At 49.0% G+C, this 19,793-nt stretch carries 15 protein-coding genes and 1 pseudogene; 4 read left to right on the top strand and 12 right to left on the bottom strand.

Annotated elements, in window-relative coordinates; all coding sequences use genetic code 11:
• The first annotated feature begins 19 nt into the window (after positions 1-19).
• On the top strand, positions 20-1,321 hold the full coding sequence (locus tag IC230_RS27900; RefSeq protein WP_223860899.1) for a RagB/SusD family nutrient uptake outer membrane protein: 1,302 nt from the start codon (positions 20-22) through the stop codon (positions 1,319-1,321).
• A gap of 166 nt (positions 1,322-1,487) precedes the next feature.
• Here the strand turns inward: IC230_RS27900 and IC230_RS27895 are convergent, their stop codons facing one another.
• The 3 genes from IC230_RS27895 to IC230_RS27885 form a co-directional block, all read right to left on the bottom strand.
• Entirely contained in the window at positions 1,488-2,582 is a 1,095-nt protein-coding gene (locus IC230_RS27895) for a catalase family protein (protein ID WP_191042356.1), read from the bottom strand.
• A gap of 353 nt (positions 2,583-2,935) precedes the next feature.
• Positions 2,936-6,364, bottom strand: a complete 3,429-nt coding sequence (locus tag IC230_RS27890) for a HEAT repeat domain-containing protein (protein WP_191042355.1) — start codon at positions 6,362-6,364, stop codon at positions 2,936-2,938.
• A 194-nt stretch (positions 6,365-6,558) separates the two neighbouring features.
• Positions 6,559-7,305, bottom strand: a complete 747-nt coding sequence (locus tag IC230_RS27885) for a carboxypeptidase-like regulatory domain-containing protein (protein ID WP_191042354.1) — start codon at positions 7,303-7,305, stop codon at positions 6,559-6,561.
• A 283-nt stretch (positions 7,306-7,588) separates the two neighbouring features.
• Between IC230_RS27885 and IC230_RS27880 the strand changes: the two genes are divergently transcribed.
• Together IC230_RS27880 and IC230_RS27875 are read left to right on the top strand one after the other, a co-directional pair.
• The gene (locus tag IC230_RS27880) at positions 7,589-8,629 is read left to right on the top strand and encodes an AraC family transcriptional regulator (protein ID WP_191042353.1); all 1,041 of its coding nucleotides are present in this window, start codon (positions 7,589-7,591) and stop codon (positions 8,627-8,629) included.
• A 175-nt stretch (positions 8,630-8,804) separates the two neighbouring features.
• Positions 8,805-11,147 carry a mechanosensitive ion channel family protein gene (locus IC230_RS27875; protein ID WP_191042352.1) on the top strand — a complete coding sequence of 781 codons (2,343 nt, stop codon included), beginning with the start codon at positions 8,805-8,807 and terminating at the stop codon, positions 11,145-11,147.
• Between the two features lie 38 nt (positions 11,148-11,185).
• Here the strand turns inward: IC230_RS27875 and IC230_RS34215 are convergent.
• From IC230_RS34215 to IC230_RS27845, 7 genes and pseudogenes are all read right to left on the bottom strand, one after another.
• A pseudogene (locus IC230_RS34215) lies at positions 11,186-11,425 on the bottom strand (cupin domain-containing protein); the annotation flags it as partial.
• Between the two features lie 12 nt (positions 11,426-11,437).
• Positions 11,438-11,602 carry a cupin domain-containing protein gene (locus IC230_RS34210; protein WP_223860898.1) on the bottom strand — a complete coding sequence of 55 codons (165 nt, stop codon included), beginning with the start codon at positions 11,600-11,602 and terminating at the stop codon, positions 11,438-11,440.
• A 99-nt stretch (positions 11,603-11,701) separates the two neighbouring features.
• Entirely contained in the window at positions 11,702-12,745 is a 1,044-nt protein-coding gene (locus IC230_RS27865) for an NAD(P)-dependent alcohol dehydrogenase (protein ID WP_191042351.1), read from the bottom strand.
• Between the two features lie 73 nt (positions 12,746-12,818).
• Positions 12,819-13,061: a cupin domain-containing protein gene (locus IC230_RS27860; protein ID WP_191042350.1), complete on the bottom strand. Its 243-nt coding sequence runs from the start codon at positions 13,059-13,061 to the stop codon at positions 12,819-12,821.
• 75 nt (positions 13,062-13,136) lie between these two features.
• The gene (locus IC230_RS27855; RefSeq protein ID WP_191042349.1) at positions 13,137-13,715 is read right to left on the bottom strand and encodes an NAD(P)H-binding protein; all 579 of its coding nucleotides are present in this window, start codon (positions 13,713-13,715) and stop codon (positions 13,137-13,139) included.
• Between the two features lie 51 nt (positions 13,716-13,766).
• Positions 13,767-14,168, bottom strand: a complete 402-nt coding sequence (locus IC230_RS27850) for a putative quinol monooxygenase (protein ID WP_317171859.1) — start codon at positions 14,166-14,168, stop codon at positions 13,767-13,769.
• Between the two features lie 10 nt (positions 14,169-14,178).
• Positions 14,179-15,075, bottom strand: a complete 897-nt coding sequence (locus IC230_RS27845) for a helix-turn-helix domain-containing protein (RefSeq protein ID WP_191042348.1) — start codon at positions 15,073-15,075, stop codon at positions 14,179-14,181.
• A gap of 203 nt (positions 15,076-15,278) precedes the next feature.
• On the opposite strand from IC230_RS27845, the gene IC230_RS27840 reads away from it, so the two are divergent.
• Positions 15,279-16,196: an MBL fold metallo-hydrolase gene (locus IC230_RS27840; RefSeq protein WP_191042347.1), complete on the top strand. Its 918-nt coding sequence runs from the start codon at positions 15,279-15,281 to the stop codon at positions 16,194-16,196.
• 45 nt (positions 16,197-16,241) lie between these two features.
• Here the strand turns inward: IC230_RS27840 and IC230_RS27835 are convergent, their stop codons facing one another.
• Both IC230_RS27835 and IC230_RS27830 read right to left on the bottom strand, forming a co-directional pair.
• Positions 16,242-18,416: a xanthine dehydrogenase family protein molybdopterin-binding subunit gene (locus IC230_RS27835; protein ID WP_191042346.1), complete on the bottom strand. Its 2,175-nt coding sequence runs from the start codon at positions 18,414-18,416 to the stop codon at positions 16,242-16,244.
• A 116-nt stretch (positions 18,417-18,532) separates the two neighbouring features.
• Positions 18,533-19,519 (bottom strand): aldo/keto reductase, encoded by a 987-nt coding sequence (locus IC230_RS27830; RefSeq protein ID WP_191042465.1) that lies wholly within the window; start codon positions 19,517-19,519, stop codon positions 18,533-18,535.
• Positions 19,520-19,793: the final 274 nt, after the last annotated feature.

Below are 19,793 nucleotides of genomic sequence, written 5' to 3'. Positions count from 1 at the left end.
ACCGTCAACTGATCTGAACATGAAATCGATACGAATTTTTTTAGTTATAGCTGCCTTATCCATGGCGGGTTGTAAACTGGACATAACCAACCCGAATGGTCCCACCGATGCGCAGGTGCTCACAACCCGCGACGGGATGATTACGCTGAGCATTGGCATGCGGCAATTCTATTCTACCTCTGGTCTGGAATCACTCATTCTGACGCCAGGAACCACGGCTAAAGAGGTTAAGGGAATTACTACGTTCACGAATATCCAGGAGCTTGAGGCCGGAGGAACGGGACTACCCACGTTTAACGGGAATGTACTGAATCTTTGGCTACGGCTACTACGCGTGATGGGTATGGCCGAAGACATCATCGCGAATGCGCCAACGGTGCTGGCCGGCGATCCTACAATGCGTAGTGGCGTTATGGCTCATGCGAACCTGTTTAAGGCCATGGCACTGGGTGGATTAGCCACCGCCTTTGAACAGATGCCCCTACAGACCAACCGAAACGGTCAGGTTACTTTCTCAGACCGTAAAGCTGCGTTAGCCGAAGCTATTCGGCTGCTGGATGAGGCCGTTACGTTAGTAACAGCAACGCCACCTTCGGCTACTTTTGCCAGTCAGGTGGCAGGAACCGATTTCGATCTGATCAACACCATACAGGCGTATCGGGCTCGGTATAATCTGGTTGCCGGTAATTACGCAGCGGCACTGGCAGCAGCTAACGCAGTGAATCTGAGTGCGCGGTCTCAGTTTGTGTACAACACGCAAAGTCCGAATCCAATTTATCAACAGGTTCAGATCTCGGCTAACTACGCGCCCAGAGCCAACTTAGGTCTGCCCGCAACTCCGGTAGAAAGTGGCGATGGACGGCTGGCGTTTTATTTGACCACGCCCGATAAAAGCGTCGGTGGCGAAGCGTTAAAAACGCTCAAAGGCTTCTTTGATGCGATCGACCGACCCATTCCCGTTTATTTACCCGATGAAGTTCGACTGATCCGGGCGGAAGCGTTGGTACGTAGCAACGGCGATCTGAATGCGGCTGTGACCGACATCAACGCCGTACGGACGCAACGGACTGGTGACCCGTTTGGGGTATATCCCGGACTAGCGGCTTATAGTGGAGCTGTTACCAGTGATGCGCTTTTGCTGGAAATTTATAAACAGCGCGGAGCGGAGTTATTCCTGACTGGGCAACGGCTGGAAGATAGCCGTCGGTTTGGCCGTCCTGCGCCACCAACGAATCTGACGGAACGGACCCGGAATTTTTACCCGTATCCGGATCAGGAACGGTTAACGAATCCCGCTACGCCCGCTGATCCAGCTATTTGATGTAGCCATTATCCTGGAGATGTGCTTAAAGCAGTCTCAATACCGCTCCCTTAGAAGTCATATACCCCACCCCATCCTAAGCCATTGGACTGTAGGAAGGAGGTGGGTATATGGCTTGCTACGCACAATTGTCTAAAAGGCGAATCAATTCAGGAAGACATTAGGCTTAGTTCACTTCCTCCGGGTTATCCGATTTGCCATACATATTCCTGCGAAATTCGGCCGATGCCTTGTAAGCCTTATTACGGGCCCGCTGAATGGACCCCAATGGACGGTGCGCTGACAGGCCATGCCAGGGGCTGAAGTACATCTTGTCATCGACTAGGGCGGCCTTTTCCTCGGTCCAGCTTTCCTGCGGGCCAATCGTGACTTTCCCAACGGTAAGGTACGGACTTTCGTCCTGCGACCATTCTACCGAAGCGTCTTCTACCGGCATCTTTTCAATGTCGGTCGATAGCTGTACGCCAAATTCCCACTCCCCGCCGTTGGTAGCAAAAAAGTCCTGCAACAGGTGACGCAGGGCATAATCATCGCTGTCTATATCAATGGGCTGATCTTTCAGCGCAGTCAGGTTGGGTGTTACCGGTGTGAGGGAAAACTTAGCCATGTACTTCCCGTATAAAAAAGCGCCCTGCGAATAATAAGTGTCGCCCATCGGGTGTACAGCCAGTTGTCCGCCCATACCGGGCATCACACCCGCGTCGGAGCCGCTGATTTTCTCAACGACTTCGCCAACAGCACGTAGCGTTTTAGATATGCCTTCCTTTAAGCCTTCAGCCTTGTTTGTCAGGAGATCGAACCGTTTGAGCCCATTTAGAAAATCCTTCAGTTGCTGCGGAAAAACCGGGCTGTTAACTACGATAAAATCCTGAGTTGTCTGCTCGTCCGCACCAGGCAGGTGTTCGCCTTCTACGCCAGCCACTTTAAAGGAAATACCACGGGGCGTTGATACGCTATCGGGCAATACATCACCCGGCTGTGTGGAAATACGGGCTACGATCGGGTACGTACCGGGTTTTGCGAATAAGCCCTGCGCCAAGTAAGGGGGTAGGTTGTCGAACACCTGTAGCTCCCCCTTTAGGATGGCATGACCTTTCGCGTGTACACTCCGTATGGCATGCCCTTGCGACTGGTACGTTTTTCGCTGGATGTCAGCCATCGTGTCGATAATTTCCTGAATGGTCTGGGCTTCGTCGGGTTCCGGTTGTTCGTAGGAAGGGTTATAGGGTAAAGGGTTAAAATTAGCGGGAATCTGGTTCATGGGTTATTGTTTTTGTTGGATTAGTATAGCCATTATGGCCGGGAAAGAGGGGCACGCAATGAAGTTGTTTCGACAGTTGGAAAGCCTTGTCAACTTTTTCTCAAACCAGAAGTGAAGAGTTTTGTTTCGCCATCGCAAGACCAGCTTTCCCGTAGTCACCCAACTTAATTGCCCTGAATTTTCTTCCCTGTCGCAACGCTTGTATCGGTTGAGGAAGCCACAAAATGTCAATAAACAGTAGCCATAATTCACGCTGAAAACGGACTGTTGAGAAACAAAAATGCCGCTCCTTACTTTTTCAGGAGCGGCATTTTTGATGACTAGTTTTAACGGGAATGACAAAAAAGTGTAACCTATTTATCGTCTTTCAGCGTCGCCAGAAAACTCACTACGTCCCGGATTTCCCGTTTTGTAAGCAGGTATTTCATTTCGGGCATGCTCGACGGAGCGGTCGTTCGCTTGGCAATCTGTACCTTCGGGATGCTGGTGTCGGGTTGATCGCCCACTTTTACCTTAACCTCTGTAGGCGTTTCACCCTGCAAAATCCCATTAATTGTTTTGCCGTTCTTTAGTTTTAGCTCAACCGTTCCAAATCCCGGCGCTAAACGAGCACTTGGATTGATCAGAGCTTCCAGAAGCTGTTCGCGGGTAAGTCGACTCGCTACGCCATTCAGTCGGGGACCGGCATTGCCCCCCAGATCGTCGTAGGCATGACACCGGATACACTGCGCTGTCTGGTGGCGGAAGAAAATACGCCGACCCAGATCGGGCTCTCCGCCCAACAGACTTCCTTTATACGTAGCGGCTAAAGCATCGGGCGATAGTTTGGACGTAAGGGCTTTATACCGGGCGGTCAACTGAGGAGAGTGGCTACTTTCGATGGCTTCTTCCAGTTCCAGTTGAAGTTCGGCGGGTAACGTACCAGCCGACATTTTTGTCAGTAATTGATCAAACGCTTTTTGCGAACTGGTAATCGGGAGTTTTCCCAGCGTGAGCAGAGCCGCTTGTTTTTCCTCAGTTGTACGCGTGTTCACTACGTCAGTCAACAGCGTCACGATGCGATCTTTGGTCATATTCGATTTGGCTAATAAATCCAATCCGGCCACCCGAACGCTTTTTTCATTATCGGCCAGCGCGGTTTCAATGGCTTTGCTCAGTTGTTTATCATTCATCGAAGCCAGTGCGCGCAAGGCGGCAACCCGCACCGCAGCGTCTTTATCCGTGGTTAACCGGTTGACCAACGGCTCAGACGCTTCAGTTAGATTCAATTTCGCAATCGCTTTGATCGCACTCAGTCGAAGGGCTACTTCGGGGTGGGTCAATGACTTCGTGAACAGATCGGCTGTCTTTGATTTAAGCAGGGCCGGGTCCCGTTCGATCACCCCCCGATAGCGGCCATCTACCCGGTCAAGTACGGATGGTTTCGCCCAGGTACTCAGGGCTTCCATCGCTTCGCCACGCATCGCCAGCGGTGCTCCGTCTTTCTGGGCATAATCGATCAGCGTTTGCATCGCTTCAGGCGTACCTACCCGTAAGTTTGCATTGATGGCGCGACGTAACAAGGGCTCATTTTTGAAAGATGTCGTTTGCAGCAACTTGCCAAGCGCTGGTAACGCAGCGGGAATGGACAGGTCGTCGTTGATACCCCGCGCGGCTTCCGTGACAACAAACTCATCTTTATCGGCCAGGAAAGCCGCGATACCCGGATCGCTCATGCGCCGAAGAGCCACCACGGCCGCAATACGTACTCCCCGTGACGGATGACTGGCTAAAGCCACAACAGGCGCAGCTTTCCCAATTCGGGCCAGGGCCAGGCTACCGGCATGACGGATATAAACATCCTCATCGTTGTTGGCTTCCAGCAGTTTAATAATAGGCTGAATAGCGGGTTCATAAGCGATACGTCCCAGCGCTTCGGCCGCGAAGAAACGTGCCCGGCTGTTGGCGTCGCTCAGTAACGGAACCAGCGCTGGCCCTGCTTCGGTATACCGAACATCGCCTAACCATTTGGCCGCCTGCGCGCGAATTTCAGGGTCTTTATCCGCCAGCAAAGGCAACAGTAACTGACCATACTGCTTATCCTGCCGGGTCAGTTGGCTGATTCCCCAGATGCCGTGCACTCGCGCCAACTGGTTGTCGGTTTGTTTAATGGCTGCCGTAAACGCGTCAACGCCTTTGGCTCCTCGTTTAGCTAACTCGAACTGAGCCTTCTGCCGAACACGCATGTCCGGGTTCTTGAGTAGATCGCCCAGATCGGTTTCAGTGCGGCTGCTAAATTGAGCGGCTAGCAAGGTTTTTGTCCGTTGCCGATCCGCCCAGGCTGCCCCGGCTTTGTCGTCCAGTTTCCAGATACGACCATAATCTTTAGCATCCCAGCCATTTATCCAGTCCGCTACGTATAAAGCGCCATCGGGGCCAAAATCAATGCCGGTAGCCAATACGTTACCCAGAATTTTTTTCTGTTCGCCCAGCTCAAACGAAGCGCCTTTGGGTTTTAGCTTGAAGGCATGGATACCCGATCGGGCGGGGTTTCCGACAAATTCAGCGATGAAGAACGTGTTTTTATATGCCGGACTCAAGGCCGTACCGGGATTGTAACGCATACCCGCCGGGCCACTTACGAAGTTGGCGAGGGTAGGGGTGATGTAAGCCGCCTGCCCGTCAAAGCGTGGTTTGTACATCTGCTCATCCATCCAGACTTTATACGTATTGTTGTTCGGGTCGCGGTATTTGCCATACTGCCAGTTGCTGCGCCAGCCCGTATCCGAACCGTTGACGATATACACCAGTCGTTCTTTTTCGCCCGGATGATCGCCGTCGTTGTCTTCGCTGATCAGGTTACCGTATTCATCGAAAACGAACTCGTGCGTGTTACGTACCCCATACGCAAACACTTCGAAATCGCTGCCATCGGGATTGGACCGTACCACGACGCCACTATTGGGATGTTCCCATTTCTTGCCATCGGGCCCTTTGCCATTGAAGCCAATATCGCCGATCTGCCAGTAAATTTTGCCATCCGGTCCCATCACGATACCCGACATGCCGTGACCACCAAAGCCAACGTGAACGCCATAACCGTGCGAGATCGAGGTTTTCGTTTCGGCGATGCCGTCACCATCTTTGTCCTGCATACGCCACAAATCGGGTGCCACGGCGACATACAGATCGTTACCATTACTTAAAACGCCCCCGGCCACATCCGTCACTTCATCGTGGAAATCATCGACGACCAACTGCGATAAATCGGCGACGCCATCGCCGGACGTATCTTCAAGGCGGAAGATATTTTCCTTTTCAACGGTCATGTCCCGCCAATCATGAGATCCGTCGCCATTGAGATCTTTTAGCCAGTCATTTTTGGCGCTGTTTTCGGGCGACAAGACCCGATGCAGGAAAGCCCGTTTGTCTTCAATGCTTTGCAGCCGGTTCGATTCGATTTCCCAGTCCTGATGACTTCGAATGTCGAATTCAGAATTTTTCTGCCGATTGGTGCGGGTGTAAAACAACCTGCCCTGATCATCCATATTGATGGCAATCGGATCGGCGACCAGCGAATCCACGCCCCACAGACGTAGCGTAAGCCCTTCGGCAAGCTCGGGCGTTACGGTGGCCTCGATCGTTTTGGCTAATTGGGCCGCTTTTTCGGGGGCCATGCGCTTAATCCGTCGATCAATCGGATCTTTCGGAACCTGATAGCCCACCAGACAGAGTAAAGGAGTCAGGGTACAGAGCCAGATAATCTTCTTATTCGTTAAGGCACGAACGTTGTCTTTTTTCATTATAAACAGTCGTAAATAAGTAATGGTACCCATGATTCGTGAACATGAAGTTAATACACTTCCTGCACGAAGTTATCACAGGTACCTATTCTAAAAGACGGGTTTTGCCTTACGCTACTTAGCATTAGTGCATTATCACAGTCAATTTTAAGCAATTGGATGGGGACCTTTGCTGACAGACTGATGGAAATTAGCTAGCGCTCGTAAAATTCAAGATTTGCCCGGTAGAATCCGGCCGATTCGGGGGTAAACGCCAGATTAACTGTTCCATTGGCTACGCTGGTTTGCTGGGTGTCTTTATTTCGCAACAAAATTTCTTTGACTGGCCCGCCACTTGATGGTTTGTGAACAGCCTTAACCGCATAGGTGCCTAGCGGCAAATCCTCCAGATACTGAACACTGACATTGCCTGGTTTAAGAACGATGGGCTTTTCTAACGTACTGCCGTCAATTAATTCGATAGGGGTGAACGTAAACTCAACGTCATTTTTGGGAATGTTCGTTTCGCCCTGATACAAGCCGATATAACCGCCGAAATAACCCTGAAGCGGTATCGGTTTCTTTCCGCTCAACACCCATTTGAAATCAATCACTGGGCTGTCATCTACGGAGAAACTGTCTGAGTTATTGGGTTTTAACTGGATTTCGTAATTCTTTTGTGCGTATTCTTTGTCGAACGTAGCGTAAATGCGATAAGCCCCATAATCCATTTTTATTCGGTAATTGCCTCGTGCATCGGTATGAGTCGAAGCTCCGCTTGAATAAGGTCCCGTACTGCTGATAAAAACAAAGGCCCCACTGATCGGCCAGCCTTGCGTGTCGACGATGGTTCCCGTGACATACCCTTTCTGAGGTGATACAGAATCATTGGCTCCGTTGGGCTTGCAACTGGCAAACAGACTGCTGGTTAAAACTGCGTAAAGAAGAAATTGCTTGTTCATTAATTAAACGATTGTGGATGGGATATACCTGCAATAAACTAATCCGATCTGCGGCCTCAGGGGCTTTGCTGCACACCCATAACGCCTGTGTACTAAGCGGGAAAGCAGGCAGAAACGGCTTATTTATCTTGCAGAAAAATAGAGCGGGAGGTTCGGCGACAGGGATTCTGTTCATGCCAAAAAAAGATCACTTCATGCCAATTTTATTCCTGCTAAGCAAGTAAAGGCAAGCTTCGCTGGTAAACTCGTAGTAGCTTCCTGGGTGATTAAATTGTTCACCAACATGGCTGTAAAACAATACAATACCAACTGTGTCAGGCTACTGCTCCAGATCGCTCTTCAGGGAAATGAATCCGCGATCCGTCAGGTGTGTGATGATGTTCATTTGTCGTACCTGGATTTAGAGAATCCTGACTGCCACATTGAGCCTTCCGTTCAGGAGCGATTATGGCTGAGGCTGACTCAACAGCTCGATACCACTAATTTAGGGTTGTGTTTAGGACAGCAGTTAGGCACAACCTGGGGCGGAATTGTCAATCTGATGGCTCAGGTCAGTTCATCGTTATACGTAGTGCTACATGGATTTGGTCAGCATCGGGAATTGTTCACCAATCCAAATTATTACCAGGCGTTTGCCACGGTTGATCGGGGAGAGTTGACGTACATTGACATCACCTTCCTGGATATGTATGCGATTTGCTATCCGTATTATTGTCGACATACCGTGGAAGGCATGTTCGTAGTTACGTTACAGATCTTGCAAACCTTTAGTAAACAGCCCATTACTCCGGTTAAGATTGACTGGCAGCATGCTCAGCCATCATCGCTGGAACGGCACCAGGCTATTTTTCAGTCGCCTATGCAGTTCGATACGGGCGCAAACCGATTGTATTTTCGTCGGTGCGATTTAAACCGGCCCATTGTGACCCATAATCCTGAACTGTATGATCATCTGAACCAGATAGTGGAACGTTCCTGTGTGGGTAAGAGTAGCTATACCTGGTCTGATCGGGTAGGGGCGCACATTCGTCAATGCCTGGTTAATCAGCAGACGATTGTTATTGAAGAGATAGCTGATCGGCTGAACGTATCGATACGTTCACTGCAACGGAAACTCGAACAGGAACAAACCGTTTTTGGCCAACTTGTTGACGGTATTCGTAAGGAGTTAGCCTTTCAGCTTATGGGTACGCGGAACTACACGATTGCTGAAATCGCTCAACTGACAGGCTATGAGGAGCCTGGTTCATTTCGCCGTGCGTTTAAACGATGGACAGGTTCCAGTCCGAAGCGCTTTCAACTGGCTACCAATACGTTTCGTTAGTAGTAGTTCGACACAATCCGTACTGGTCCGAATGTACGGTAGCTTCTTCTAAGTAATTCTGAAACGACCAATGGAGATCAATAGCGAGAAAGCCATCGTTGTTAAGTAAAGGCATGTTACAACCAGATGGACACGATCTGAGTTGATTACATACGCCTACTCTTTTTACAACCGCATGGCCATAAAAAAATATTTCAGTCAACTTCTGCTTAGTGTGTTTATACTGGCGGTTCCGACTGCTTCAATAGCGCAGGACACAGTCAGGGTTCAGGATAAAGCTATAGGGCAAACCATTCCTGATACCTTATTATTTAAAATTCAAAAAGCACAGTCAGTTATTACTGAACTCAAGGCGGCCAATAAACGGGGCTATGGCATTACACGCATCCGGACAGGTCTGGCCAGTGTGAAGGCCAACATAAACCCTATCTCAGCCGATGTGCAGGCGCATAAGAAAGTCGTTGAAGCAAAAAACCTTACCAACTATAACCTGATTCTGAACGATGCGCTGGAAAAACTAACGAGCTGGCGGACAACTTTATCCAAATCAAACAACGATTTACAAACTCGGCTCGATCAGGTACTTGCTCTCAGTTCAGATTCGCTATTGACGGTAGCAGGCAATGATACGACAGAAAAAAAGCTTTATGCCGATCAGTTGGTTGGTCTGAGACTACAGCTTCAGGATGCCGGTACACGGACCAGTGCCAAATTAGATACCGTCAGCCGACTGCTGGCCGACGTATCAGGGACGTTGCTAACTATCAATACGTTGCAGACCACCATCAATGAACGTCTGCAAAAGTCAGCCGAAAATACCTTTCAAAAAGAGTCGCCTTATCTGTGGGAGGCACCAGCCACTGTCGCTGGTAGCAATTGGCAGACGCTCTTCCAGTCAACGTATCAGGGACAGAATAAAATTCTGAAATACTTTTTTGCCTCTACCTGGGACAATCGTCTGTTGCTGCTCTTAGTGTCAGGAGCGTTTTTTATTTGGGTATATACGAACTTCAAAAAAGCGAGAACGCCTTCGCTCCGGCAAAAAATAGGTGAGCTTCAATTCAATAACATAAAGCCGATCCCTATTGTCAGCTCACTGATCGTACTGCTCAGTTTAACCCCTTTGTTTGAGCCACAGTCGCCAACTTTATACATTGAAATTATCCAACTCGTCTTATTTCTGGTACTTACGATTCATTTATGGAAAGGCTTTTCCAAACATGAGTCCAGGCTTTGGAGCTTATCCGGGGTTTTGTATCTGCTACTGATTCTAACGTATCCATTCGTTGGTGATTCAGTTTTTCTGCGTCTTTGGCTCATCGCGTTAAACATCGCTTTTCTGTACGTTGGTTTTATCTATTTAAAGCGATTGCCTCGCAAACCGATTACGAATCGCCTGATTCGTCCGATCAGTAAACTTTATCTCGTATTAATCGTGCTGGCCATTGTCCTGAATATTCTGGGTCGAATCAGTCTGGCTAAAACCTTTGGCATTACAGCCGTTATTGGTCTTATTCAGATCACGGGCCTGGGCGTATTTATCGAAGTGGTCCTGGAAGCTTTAGAATTACAGATCAAACTAAGCGCCAGCTCAGAAGGGCTTTTCTCGCGTGTCAATGTAAGACATACTCGCTGGTCGTTTAAACGAGGATTGGCGTTTATAGCTATTGCGATTTGGCTGCTTGTCTTTTTTATCAATTTAGGCATCGCTGATAGCGTGTTCAATTTTCTCTATCAAATTCTCACCCGACCTCGCTCATTTGGCAGCATCAGCTTTACGCTGAGTAATGTGCTGGCCTTTTCCATAATTCTTTACTTATCAAGTCTGCTACAAAAAAATATAGGCTTGTTTTTCGGAGAAAGTCAGCTTCCAGTTGTCGATGGGCAGACCAGTCAGGTTAGCTCGATGCTTGCCTTGATTCGACTGGTCATTATCATTGCCGGCGTATTGCTGGCAGTTGCTGCATCGGGTGTTTCCGTCGACAAGTTTACGGTGGTTTTGGGTGCCCTTAGCGTAGGTATTGGGTTAGGTATGCAAACCATCATCAACAATTTCGTGTCGGGCATCATCTTACTGTTCGAAAAACCGTTCCGAATCGGGGATTACATTGAACTGGCCGACAAAAAAGGCCGGATACGTGACATTGGCATCCGCTCAAGTAAGATGATTACTTCCCAGGGCTCCGAGGTCATTATTCCAAATGGTGATTTGCTGTCGAACCGCCTGGTCAACTGGACCTCAAATGATACATATCTGAAAACGGAATTCAGCCTGAAGGTGACTATGGATACTGACCTGCAAGCCATGCGGGAGATCATAAAAACCGAAGCGAGTCAATTAGAAGGGTCTCTGCAAACGATGTCACCAGATATTTTAGTGACAGCTATTGGTGGCGATACGGTGGAGCTAAAAGTGCTGGTCTGGATAGAAAGTATTTATGATGAGGCCAATCTGAAAAGCCAGTTATTACAGCAGTTAGCCACTAAGTTCAGAGAAGCCAATATTAAGTTGGTTTAGCCAAATCGCTGATAAAGAAATGCGGCTACCTGCTGACTCTACTGTTGGCTGAAGCTGTTGTATTCTTCGTCCGTTACCGGCTGCATCCAGTCTGCCGCGCCTGCTTGCGCATTAGGACCGATGGCAATGTGGGTAAATTCGCTGTCAGGCGTAGCACCGTGCCAGTGCACTACGTCGGGGTGAATCTGGACAACATCGCCTTTCTGAAGCAACTGAATTGATTTGCCTTTCTCCTGGTAATAACCCGTACCGTCGGTACAAAGCAGGATTTGCCCACCCTTATGGCTATGTCAGTTGTTTCGGCAACCGGGTTCAAACACAACGTTGGCTACTGTCGTATTAAAGGCCGGATCTTGTGTGACCAGCATTTTCGCCCAGGCTGTTCCCGTGAAATAGTCAGCCGGTGCCTGTTCCCCTTTCGGAAAAATGGCGGTTTGATTTTCTTTGGTATTCATGATTATTGACGTTACTGTTAAGGTTGATTAAGATACATTCGTCAACAAGGTCATTACCTTCTTTGTTGACGAATGTAATCCTGGGATTATGACGACTTTTTACAGCGTAGCCATATCAATAACAAACCGGTAGCGGACATCACCCTTCAGCATGCGTTCGTAAGCCGCATCAATATCCTTAATGTCTGTCAATTCAATGTCGGAAACGATGTTGTGTTCCGCGCAGAAGTCCAGCATTTCCTGAGTCTCAGCAATACCGCCAATACTTGATCCGGCTATGCTCTTCCGGCCAGGAATCAGGCTGAAAGCCAGTAGAGACGAAGGAGTCGGTGGTGCGCCTACGCAAATGTGTACGCCATCACTTTTCAGCAGAGTCAGGTACTGGTTATAGTCGTGCTCGGCTGAAACCGTATCCAGGATAAAATCGAAATAACCCGTTACAGCCTCTAGCTGGGCGGGATCGCTGGTGACCACAAATTTGTGTGCGCCGAGTTTTCTGGCATCTTCTTCTTTTTTGGGAGACGTACTCAGGACCGTCACTTCAGCCCCAAAGGCCACCCCAAATTTAACGCCCATGTGTCCCAGGCCACCCAGACCCAGAACGGCCAGTTTGTGCCCTTTACCCACCTTCCAGTGCCGGAGGGGCGAATAGGTCGTAATTCCAGCGCAAAGCAGGGGAGCTGTAGCTGCCAGATCCAGTTTGTCGGAGATATGAAGTACAAAATCTTCATTCACTACAATGGTGTTGGAGTAGCCGCCATAGGTAGGCGTTTTCTTGTCCTGCTCCAGGCTGTTGTACGTGAGCGTATTACCATTGGAGCAATACTGTTCCAGGCCATGCTGGCAGTTATCGCAGATGCGGCACGAATCGACCATACAACCAGTACCCGCCAAATCGCCGATTTTAAATTTGGTCACCTGATCGCCGACCGCTACTACCCGACCCACGATCTCATGTCCAGGCACCATCGGAAAAATACTACCACCCCACTCATCCCGAATCTGGTGGAGATCGGAGTGGCAAACCCCACAAAACGTAATATCAAACTGAACATCGTGCGGCCCTACCTCACGCCGGTCGAAATTCCAGGGTGCCAGAGGAGTTTCTTTTGTTTGAGCGGCATAACTTTTTGTTGTAATCATAACAGAGTTTTTAATGAAGAATCCGGGGAAATAAAAATTGACTGGGAGCTACATTGAAAAAATCTATGCAGCTTTATGTTAACTGGTTGTACTCTTCATCGGTGACGCGTTTCAACCACGTAACGACACCTTTCTCCGTATTGGCGTTAATCGCTACGTGCGTCGTCTGCTTATCAGCCAAAGTCTCGTGCCAATACTCCATGCCGGGCAGGCGCATTTGATCACGTCGCCCTTGTGAAGTCCCCTGGCAGCAGATAACGCCGAAGACCCTTCGCAGAGCAACCAACAGGATCAGCCTGGTTTCGGCGATTTTCATAGTTGGTAAACTATTTTGTAGCTGTTGTGATTTCAGGAAGTAGCTAACGGACCTTGTCGGTGGCACAATGCGTCATCAGGAATTTGGCTTATTCACGCCCAGATTTTCGTGACTGTATTTTTCAGGCGCTTCGATGATAGTTGCTATCAACGTTGCCAGGCTTTTCTGCGAAATGACCGAGCCTTTTTCTGGTTCGCCTTTTCGGGTGATCTCGTAGTCTACTTCATCGACATTAGTAAACCAGGTTGGCCGTAAAATCGTGTAGTCAAGCCCGGAGGCTTCAAACACATCGGCTGCTTTCCGATAAGGTTTCAGGACAGGTCTTAGTGGCGAATCATAAATTCCAATCGAGCTAATGAAGATGATTTTTTTAACCCCTTGCTCGTTCATGGCGGCTACAATGTTTTTAGCCATTGCTTCCAGATCTCCTGCCAAGTTAGCGTACACAATATCCTGACCAGCAACGGCTTCACTGAGCTGTTTGCTATTCAGGACGTCACCCTCAATAATCCGGCATTTCGAAACGTCGGTGTTACGTAATCGGCGGGCATTGCGCAGAAACAACGTCAGGTTTACGTCGTCCTTTTTAACCAGAATGTCAATGACATGCCTGGCGATAGCACCGCTGGCACCCAGAATGAGTATGTTTTTCATCGTTGCTTGATTTGAGGGATGGGCGACTTTTTGTCAGTACGTAAGTCTCTTTTATTTTATCTTCATCTTAGGCACAAGGGGAACGGTCTCGACCAATTCAAGAGACTTGATCATGTCCTTTGTACGCGTTTTGTATTTAATGAAATGAGGGGTCTGCAAATGAGATCGGTACGCCGTAGAATCTGCATAAATTTCTAAAATGGTGAAATGGGTCGGCTGCTCCTTTTCGGAAACAGCATAAAGCGTTAATACGCCCGGTTCAACACGTACCGCCGTTTCAATGCCTTCCTTCAGTAACACCTTATAGCTTTCTACGTGAGCCGAATCGATGACAAGTTTTGCCAGTCTCACTATTTGTTTTTTCTCCTGAGCAGACGCGTTGCCTGCGCTAAAGAATGACAGTATACCCATGATAAGGACGACCAGTGATAAGCCTGATTTTTGCGTTTTCACACTGTTGCTGTTAATTTAGTAACCTGTATGTATTGGGCGACTGGCCTACATGTTGCTTAAAGAGCCGGGTAAAATGCTGCGGGTATTTAAACCCCATTTCATAGGCTATTTCACTGATCGATTTGCCAGTATCTAACACCTTTTCTTTTGCCACCTCGATCACTTTAGCCTGAATGTACTCCTGGGCTGACTTTCCGGTTTCTTTCTTGACTAATTCACCGAAATAGTTGGCGGATAAATTCAATTGATCGGCGCAGTAGCTAACCGAAGGCAGGCCCAGGACGTGTGGTTTATCAGAGACAAAATAGGTATCCAGTAGTTCTTCGAAGCGGATCAGCACATCTTTATTCAGATGCTCACGGGTGATAAACTGCCGGTCATAAAACCGGACGCAGTAGTTCAAAAACAACTCAATTGTGCTGACCATCAGCGTCCGACTATGTTTATCAATGGCATGCTCTAATTCGTACTGAACTTTTTGAAAGCACTCCAGAACGATTTGCCGCTCTCGCCCTGAAATATGCAGCGCTTCGTTGATGTCATAGCCAAAAAAATTATAGTCCTTGATATGTCTTCCTAGCGAAGTGCCACGAATCAGGTCGGGATGAAAGGCCAGCGCCCACCCATTCGGTTGCAGGGTTTCTTCGTGCTCATCAAACCCGAATACCTGCCCCGGTGCAATGAACAGCAGCGTCTCGTCCTGGTAGTCGTATTGGTTACGCCCATAGGTAAGCGGTGAACAGTGTGCATCCTTCAAAAAGATAATGTACAGCTCCGAGAGCTGACGAGTCGGATGGATGGGCGTTGATTTGGACTGATCCAGCACACTTACCAGGGGATGCAGGGTTTGCTGTCCACGCTGGGTATTAAACTGGGCAACGCTCTCTATTTTTCTGATTTTATCCATACACTTCGATGTCGACTATACTAAACTAACAGATGGATTTTGCCGATGTTCACCCCACACGCTCAATCGGTAATTATGGTAAGTAAAACCGGAATCTGTATAAGTCGCTGAGGAAAAAATAGAAAGACCTTTGTCTCATCAATAAGCCTGGATACTCGTAAGCTGGTATTGCCAGGTGCCCGGCTAATAAATGAACGAATACAATGAATGCAAGAAATTGGACATTATCAGCCGTAGCTGGTATCCTATTAACAATAAACGCACAGGCCCAAATAACGGCTGACAGTACACAGAAGAAAGCAGCCAGGAAATATCAGGCCCGCGCACCCAAAACGCAGCCATTTGGGGCCAATGCTTTTGCCGCTTCCAAACAAACCACCATTCGCTGGCTGGGTTTTGGCGGCTTTTTTGTCAACTCTCGCGGGACAACATTCATGGTCGATCCGCTGTTGGAAGGCTTTGACATGCCCGTCCTGATTGACTTTCCGATTGCGCCCAAAGACGTTCCCAAACTGGATGCCATTCTGGTAACCCATGCCGATAATGACCACTTCAGCGTTCCTACCAATCAGGATCTAAAAGGCGTCACGACAGCCTATCACTCGACCGTTTATGTCGACTCGCTGATGAAAAATTTAGGGTTACCCTCGTTTGGTCATAACATAGGTGATACATTCAAATTTGGCCCGGTGCGGGTAAAACTAACACCAGCCGATCACGCGTATCAAAATGCGTATCCGGGGATGAGTAAGCGTCGTTTCAAAAATGAAGATGCTTGCGGCTTCTGGATTGAAACGCCGGATGGGAACATCTGGGCGACGGGCGATTCCCGCTTAACGCCAGGCCACCTGACGATGCCTACGCCGGATGCTATTTTCTTTGATTTTTCGGACAGTGAATGGCATTTCACCTTCGAGGGAGCTGTAAAACTGGCTAATACGTATCCGAACACCCCGCTCCTGCTTTGTCATTGGGGATCAGTCGATGCACCAGATTTCAACCCCTTCAACGGCGATCCTGAAAAATTGGCTAAAGCGATTGTTAATCCGGGACGGATCAAAGTCCTGGCACCAGGTGAACCGTTTACACTCAGTAAATTGAAAAAATCGACAACGAAGTAAGATGAGTACTATGGTTTGGACTTTGTCAAAGTTGCTGCGGTCTCCCTAAACGGCCTCTAACGAAAAGGGCATTTTCCGGAAACGCTTGCCCGTAGCGGCAAAAATGGCGTTGGCCAGTGCGGGAGCAAGCGCCGGTAAACCGGGTTCGCCTACCCCTTTTACCTTGCCCCCTTCTGCTAGAATGTGGACTTCGATTTCGGGCACTTCATTGATACGTATCAGCGGGTTGTCGTAGAAATTGCTTTGCATCACTTTGCCGTTTACCAGTGTAATGCCGGGTTTTACAGCGGCACCAATCCCCATGATGATAGCCCCTTCGACCTGATTCCGCACATTGTCCGGATTGACGACTTCCCCCAGATCAATGACGGCAATTACTTTATCAATTTTGATGGATTTATCCGGGCGATACGTTACTTCGACCACCTGCGCGCATAAACCCGCGAAAAACTCCCACTGCGCTACTCCTCGCCCTTTTCCTTTCGGTAGCGGTTTGTCCCAATCCGATACGACTTTGAGTTTGCGCAAAACCCGCTGTACATCAGTAGGTTTGGATAGCATCTCTAATCGGAAGGCCAGCGGATCTTTCTTTGCTTTGTGCGCTAACTCGTCAATAAAACATTCATGAGCAAACGCTACCGTCGAACTGGTGACTGAACGCCAGGCTCCCAAGGGAACATGGTAATCCGTCCGCACATACGACGTTTTAAGGTTCGGAATTTCGTAGGCTTGTTCTCCAATGCCTTCCACCATAATGGGGTCGGGTTTGGTGTTGTCGAACGTAGTATTGACCGATTCCAGATACGACGGGCTAATCACTTTATGCTGAAAAGCAACCAGTTTGCCATCGTCGGATAAACCACCCTTGAGCTGGGAGAACGTCATGGGCCGAAACGGTCCCTGCAACGTAGTGTCTTCCCGTGACCACATTACTTTAACGGGCTTATCGATCTGTTTGGCCAGATTTACCGCTTCGATGATGAAGTCGATGTACAGCCGTCGCCCGAAACCACCCCCGAGGAATGTCGTGTGCATCTTAATGTTTTCGGGCTTGAAACCGACATGCTTATGCAGATCATTGGGGCCGCTGCCGGTTACCGAACTAGGCACCTGGGTGGATGTCCAGATTTCCACCTTATCGCCCTGCACGTGAGCCACGCAACTGATGGGTTCCAGCGCATGATGGGCCACCATCGGTGTTTCGTAAAAAGCCTCGATGGTATTCTGCGGAGACAGATTTAGTGTATCAACTGACCCAATGGATTTATCCGGCAAGCCCTCCGTATTGGCTAGTGAACGTAGTTTATTCTCGTAATCAGATGAATTGAAAGTTTCAAATCCTTTCGTGTCCCATTCGATGACCAGTTTTTTGCGAGCCTGCATGGCCGTCCAGTACGAGTTGGCAACGACCGCTACACCCTTGAGATGAAACCGGCCGACCACTCGCTCCACATCAACCACGTTGACCACGCCCGGAATCTTCAGCGCCTGACTGGCATCGAAGCTTTTTAACGTACCGCCAATCACCGGGCAGCGTTCCACGGTGGCGTAGAGCATACCCGGCACTTCCACATCAATCCCAAACTCGGCTTTACCGCAGGTCTTCAACGGTACGTCAGGCCGCTCGCCTGGTTTGCCAATAATAGTGAAGTCTTTTCGGTCTTTCAGCTTCGGCTCTTTTGGAATCTCCAGTTTGGTGGCTTCCTGTGCGAGTTCGCCGTAAGTCAGCACCCGCTTCGTTGGGACGTGAACCACCGTTCCTGCTGAGGCCCGGCAACTCGCTACGTCGACGCCCCAACGAGTACTAGCAGCTTTGACCAGCATTTCTTTGGCCGAAGCGCCTACCTTCCGTAATTCGGTGAAGCTGGTACGTATCGATGCACTGCTACCGGCCCGTTGCAACGTACCCAGTTCCTTTTCGCCATTCGACTGTTTGATTGTCACCATCTCCAGCGGCACCTCCAACTCTTCGCAAATCAGCGCAGGAATTGACTGAAACGTACCCTGCCCCATCTCCGGTTTGGTGTTGAAGATGGTAATGGCTCCGGTTGAATCAATCCGGATATAGGGCGTAAACTGGAGAGGCTCAGCCAATGCGCCCGTAGGCAGTTGGGACGTAGCAGCACGCCCTATAGACGAGGAAAGTCCCAGCAAAAAGGCGGAGCCGGTCAACCCAGCGTACTGGAAGAAATCCCGGCGGGATAGGGGTTTGGATGTCATGATCGTTATCAGTTACCTTGGATTTTATAGAACGCAGATTTTTATGATCATTATGACTTTATCTGCGGTATCATAGCGATCATAAAAATCTGCGTTCTATTAAGCTGATTGGCCATTTACAACCCTGTCGATTTTTCCATTTGTTCGGTATACCGATTCCCTACTACGTCAATTTGGGCAGAGGCTTCCTCAATTTCCCGAAGTTCGTCAGCCGTTAGCTGAATCGTAGCGGCTCCGTTATTTTCCGTCAGGCGGTGCAGTTTCGTGGTGCCCGGAATGGGAACAATCCAGGGTTTCTGCGCCAACACCCAGGCTAAGGCAATCTGCGCGGTAGTGGCATTGTGTCGCTCAGCAAACTGATCGAGTAAATCCAGCAGAGCTTTATTGGCAATCCGGGCTTCTTCCGTATATCTTGGCAACGTATTGCGAATATCGCCTGCGGCAAATTGAGTCGTTTCATCGATTTTTCCGGTCAGAAAGCCCTTTCCAAGCGGACTATATGCCACCAGACCAATGCCCAATTCTTCGATGGTTGGAATGATCTCCTTTTCGTGCTGACGGGTCCAGAGCGAGTATTCACTTTGCAAGGCAGTAACCGGCTGGACGGCGTGCGCACGACGGATGGTTTGGGCACCCGCTTCCGACAGTCCGAAGTGCTTCACTTTCCCTTCCTGAATCAAATCCTTCACCGTTCCTGCTACGTCCTCAATCGGTACGTTGGGGTCAACACGGTGTTGGTAGAACAAATCAATTACGTCGACACGCAGTCGTTTCATAGAGGCTTCGGCTACCGCTCTGATGTTTTCTGGCCGGCTATTCAATCCAGCCATTTTTCCATCCTGAATGTTGAAACCGAATTTGGTGGCAATCACTACGTTGCCTTTGAACGGCTCCAGAGCCTCGCCCACCAGTTCTTCGTTCGTGAAGGGGCCGTATACTTCGGCGGTATCGAAGAACGTAACGCCCTGCTCAACAGCAGCATGAATCAGCGGAATCATTTCTTTTGTATCCTTGGCCGGGCCGTAGCCAAAGCTCATACCCATGCAGCCAAGACCGTTGGCCGATACCTCAAGACCGCTGTTTCCTAGTTTGCGTTTCTGCATTGTTGTACTCATAACGATGTTGGTTATTTATAGTACAAACCTACAAGGTCGGCAAATGATTAAACAACGAAAACCAATCGGATCGCCGAAGCGACAGGAAATTACGAAAATCAAACAGTTCTGAACCCAGTTGTATTACCTGAATACAACTATTTAGCGGCTATCGGTCAGAATGATTCTATACCCGATTGGGTATAAAATAAATTACATTACTTTGAACTATACCCGATAAGGTATATATTTAGCAAAAGTGACAAGAATTATACCCGATAAG

Source organism: Spirosoma validum (genome assembly GCF_014699035.1).
GTDB lineage: Bacteria > Bacteroidota > Bacteroidia > Cytophagales > Spirosomataceae > Spirosoma > Spirosoma validum.
The sequence above is the reverse complement of the archived record's forward strand: the minus strand, read 5'-3'. Positions and strand labels throughout refer to the sequence as shown.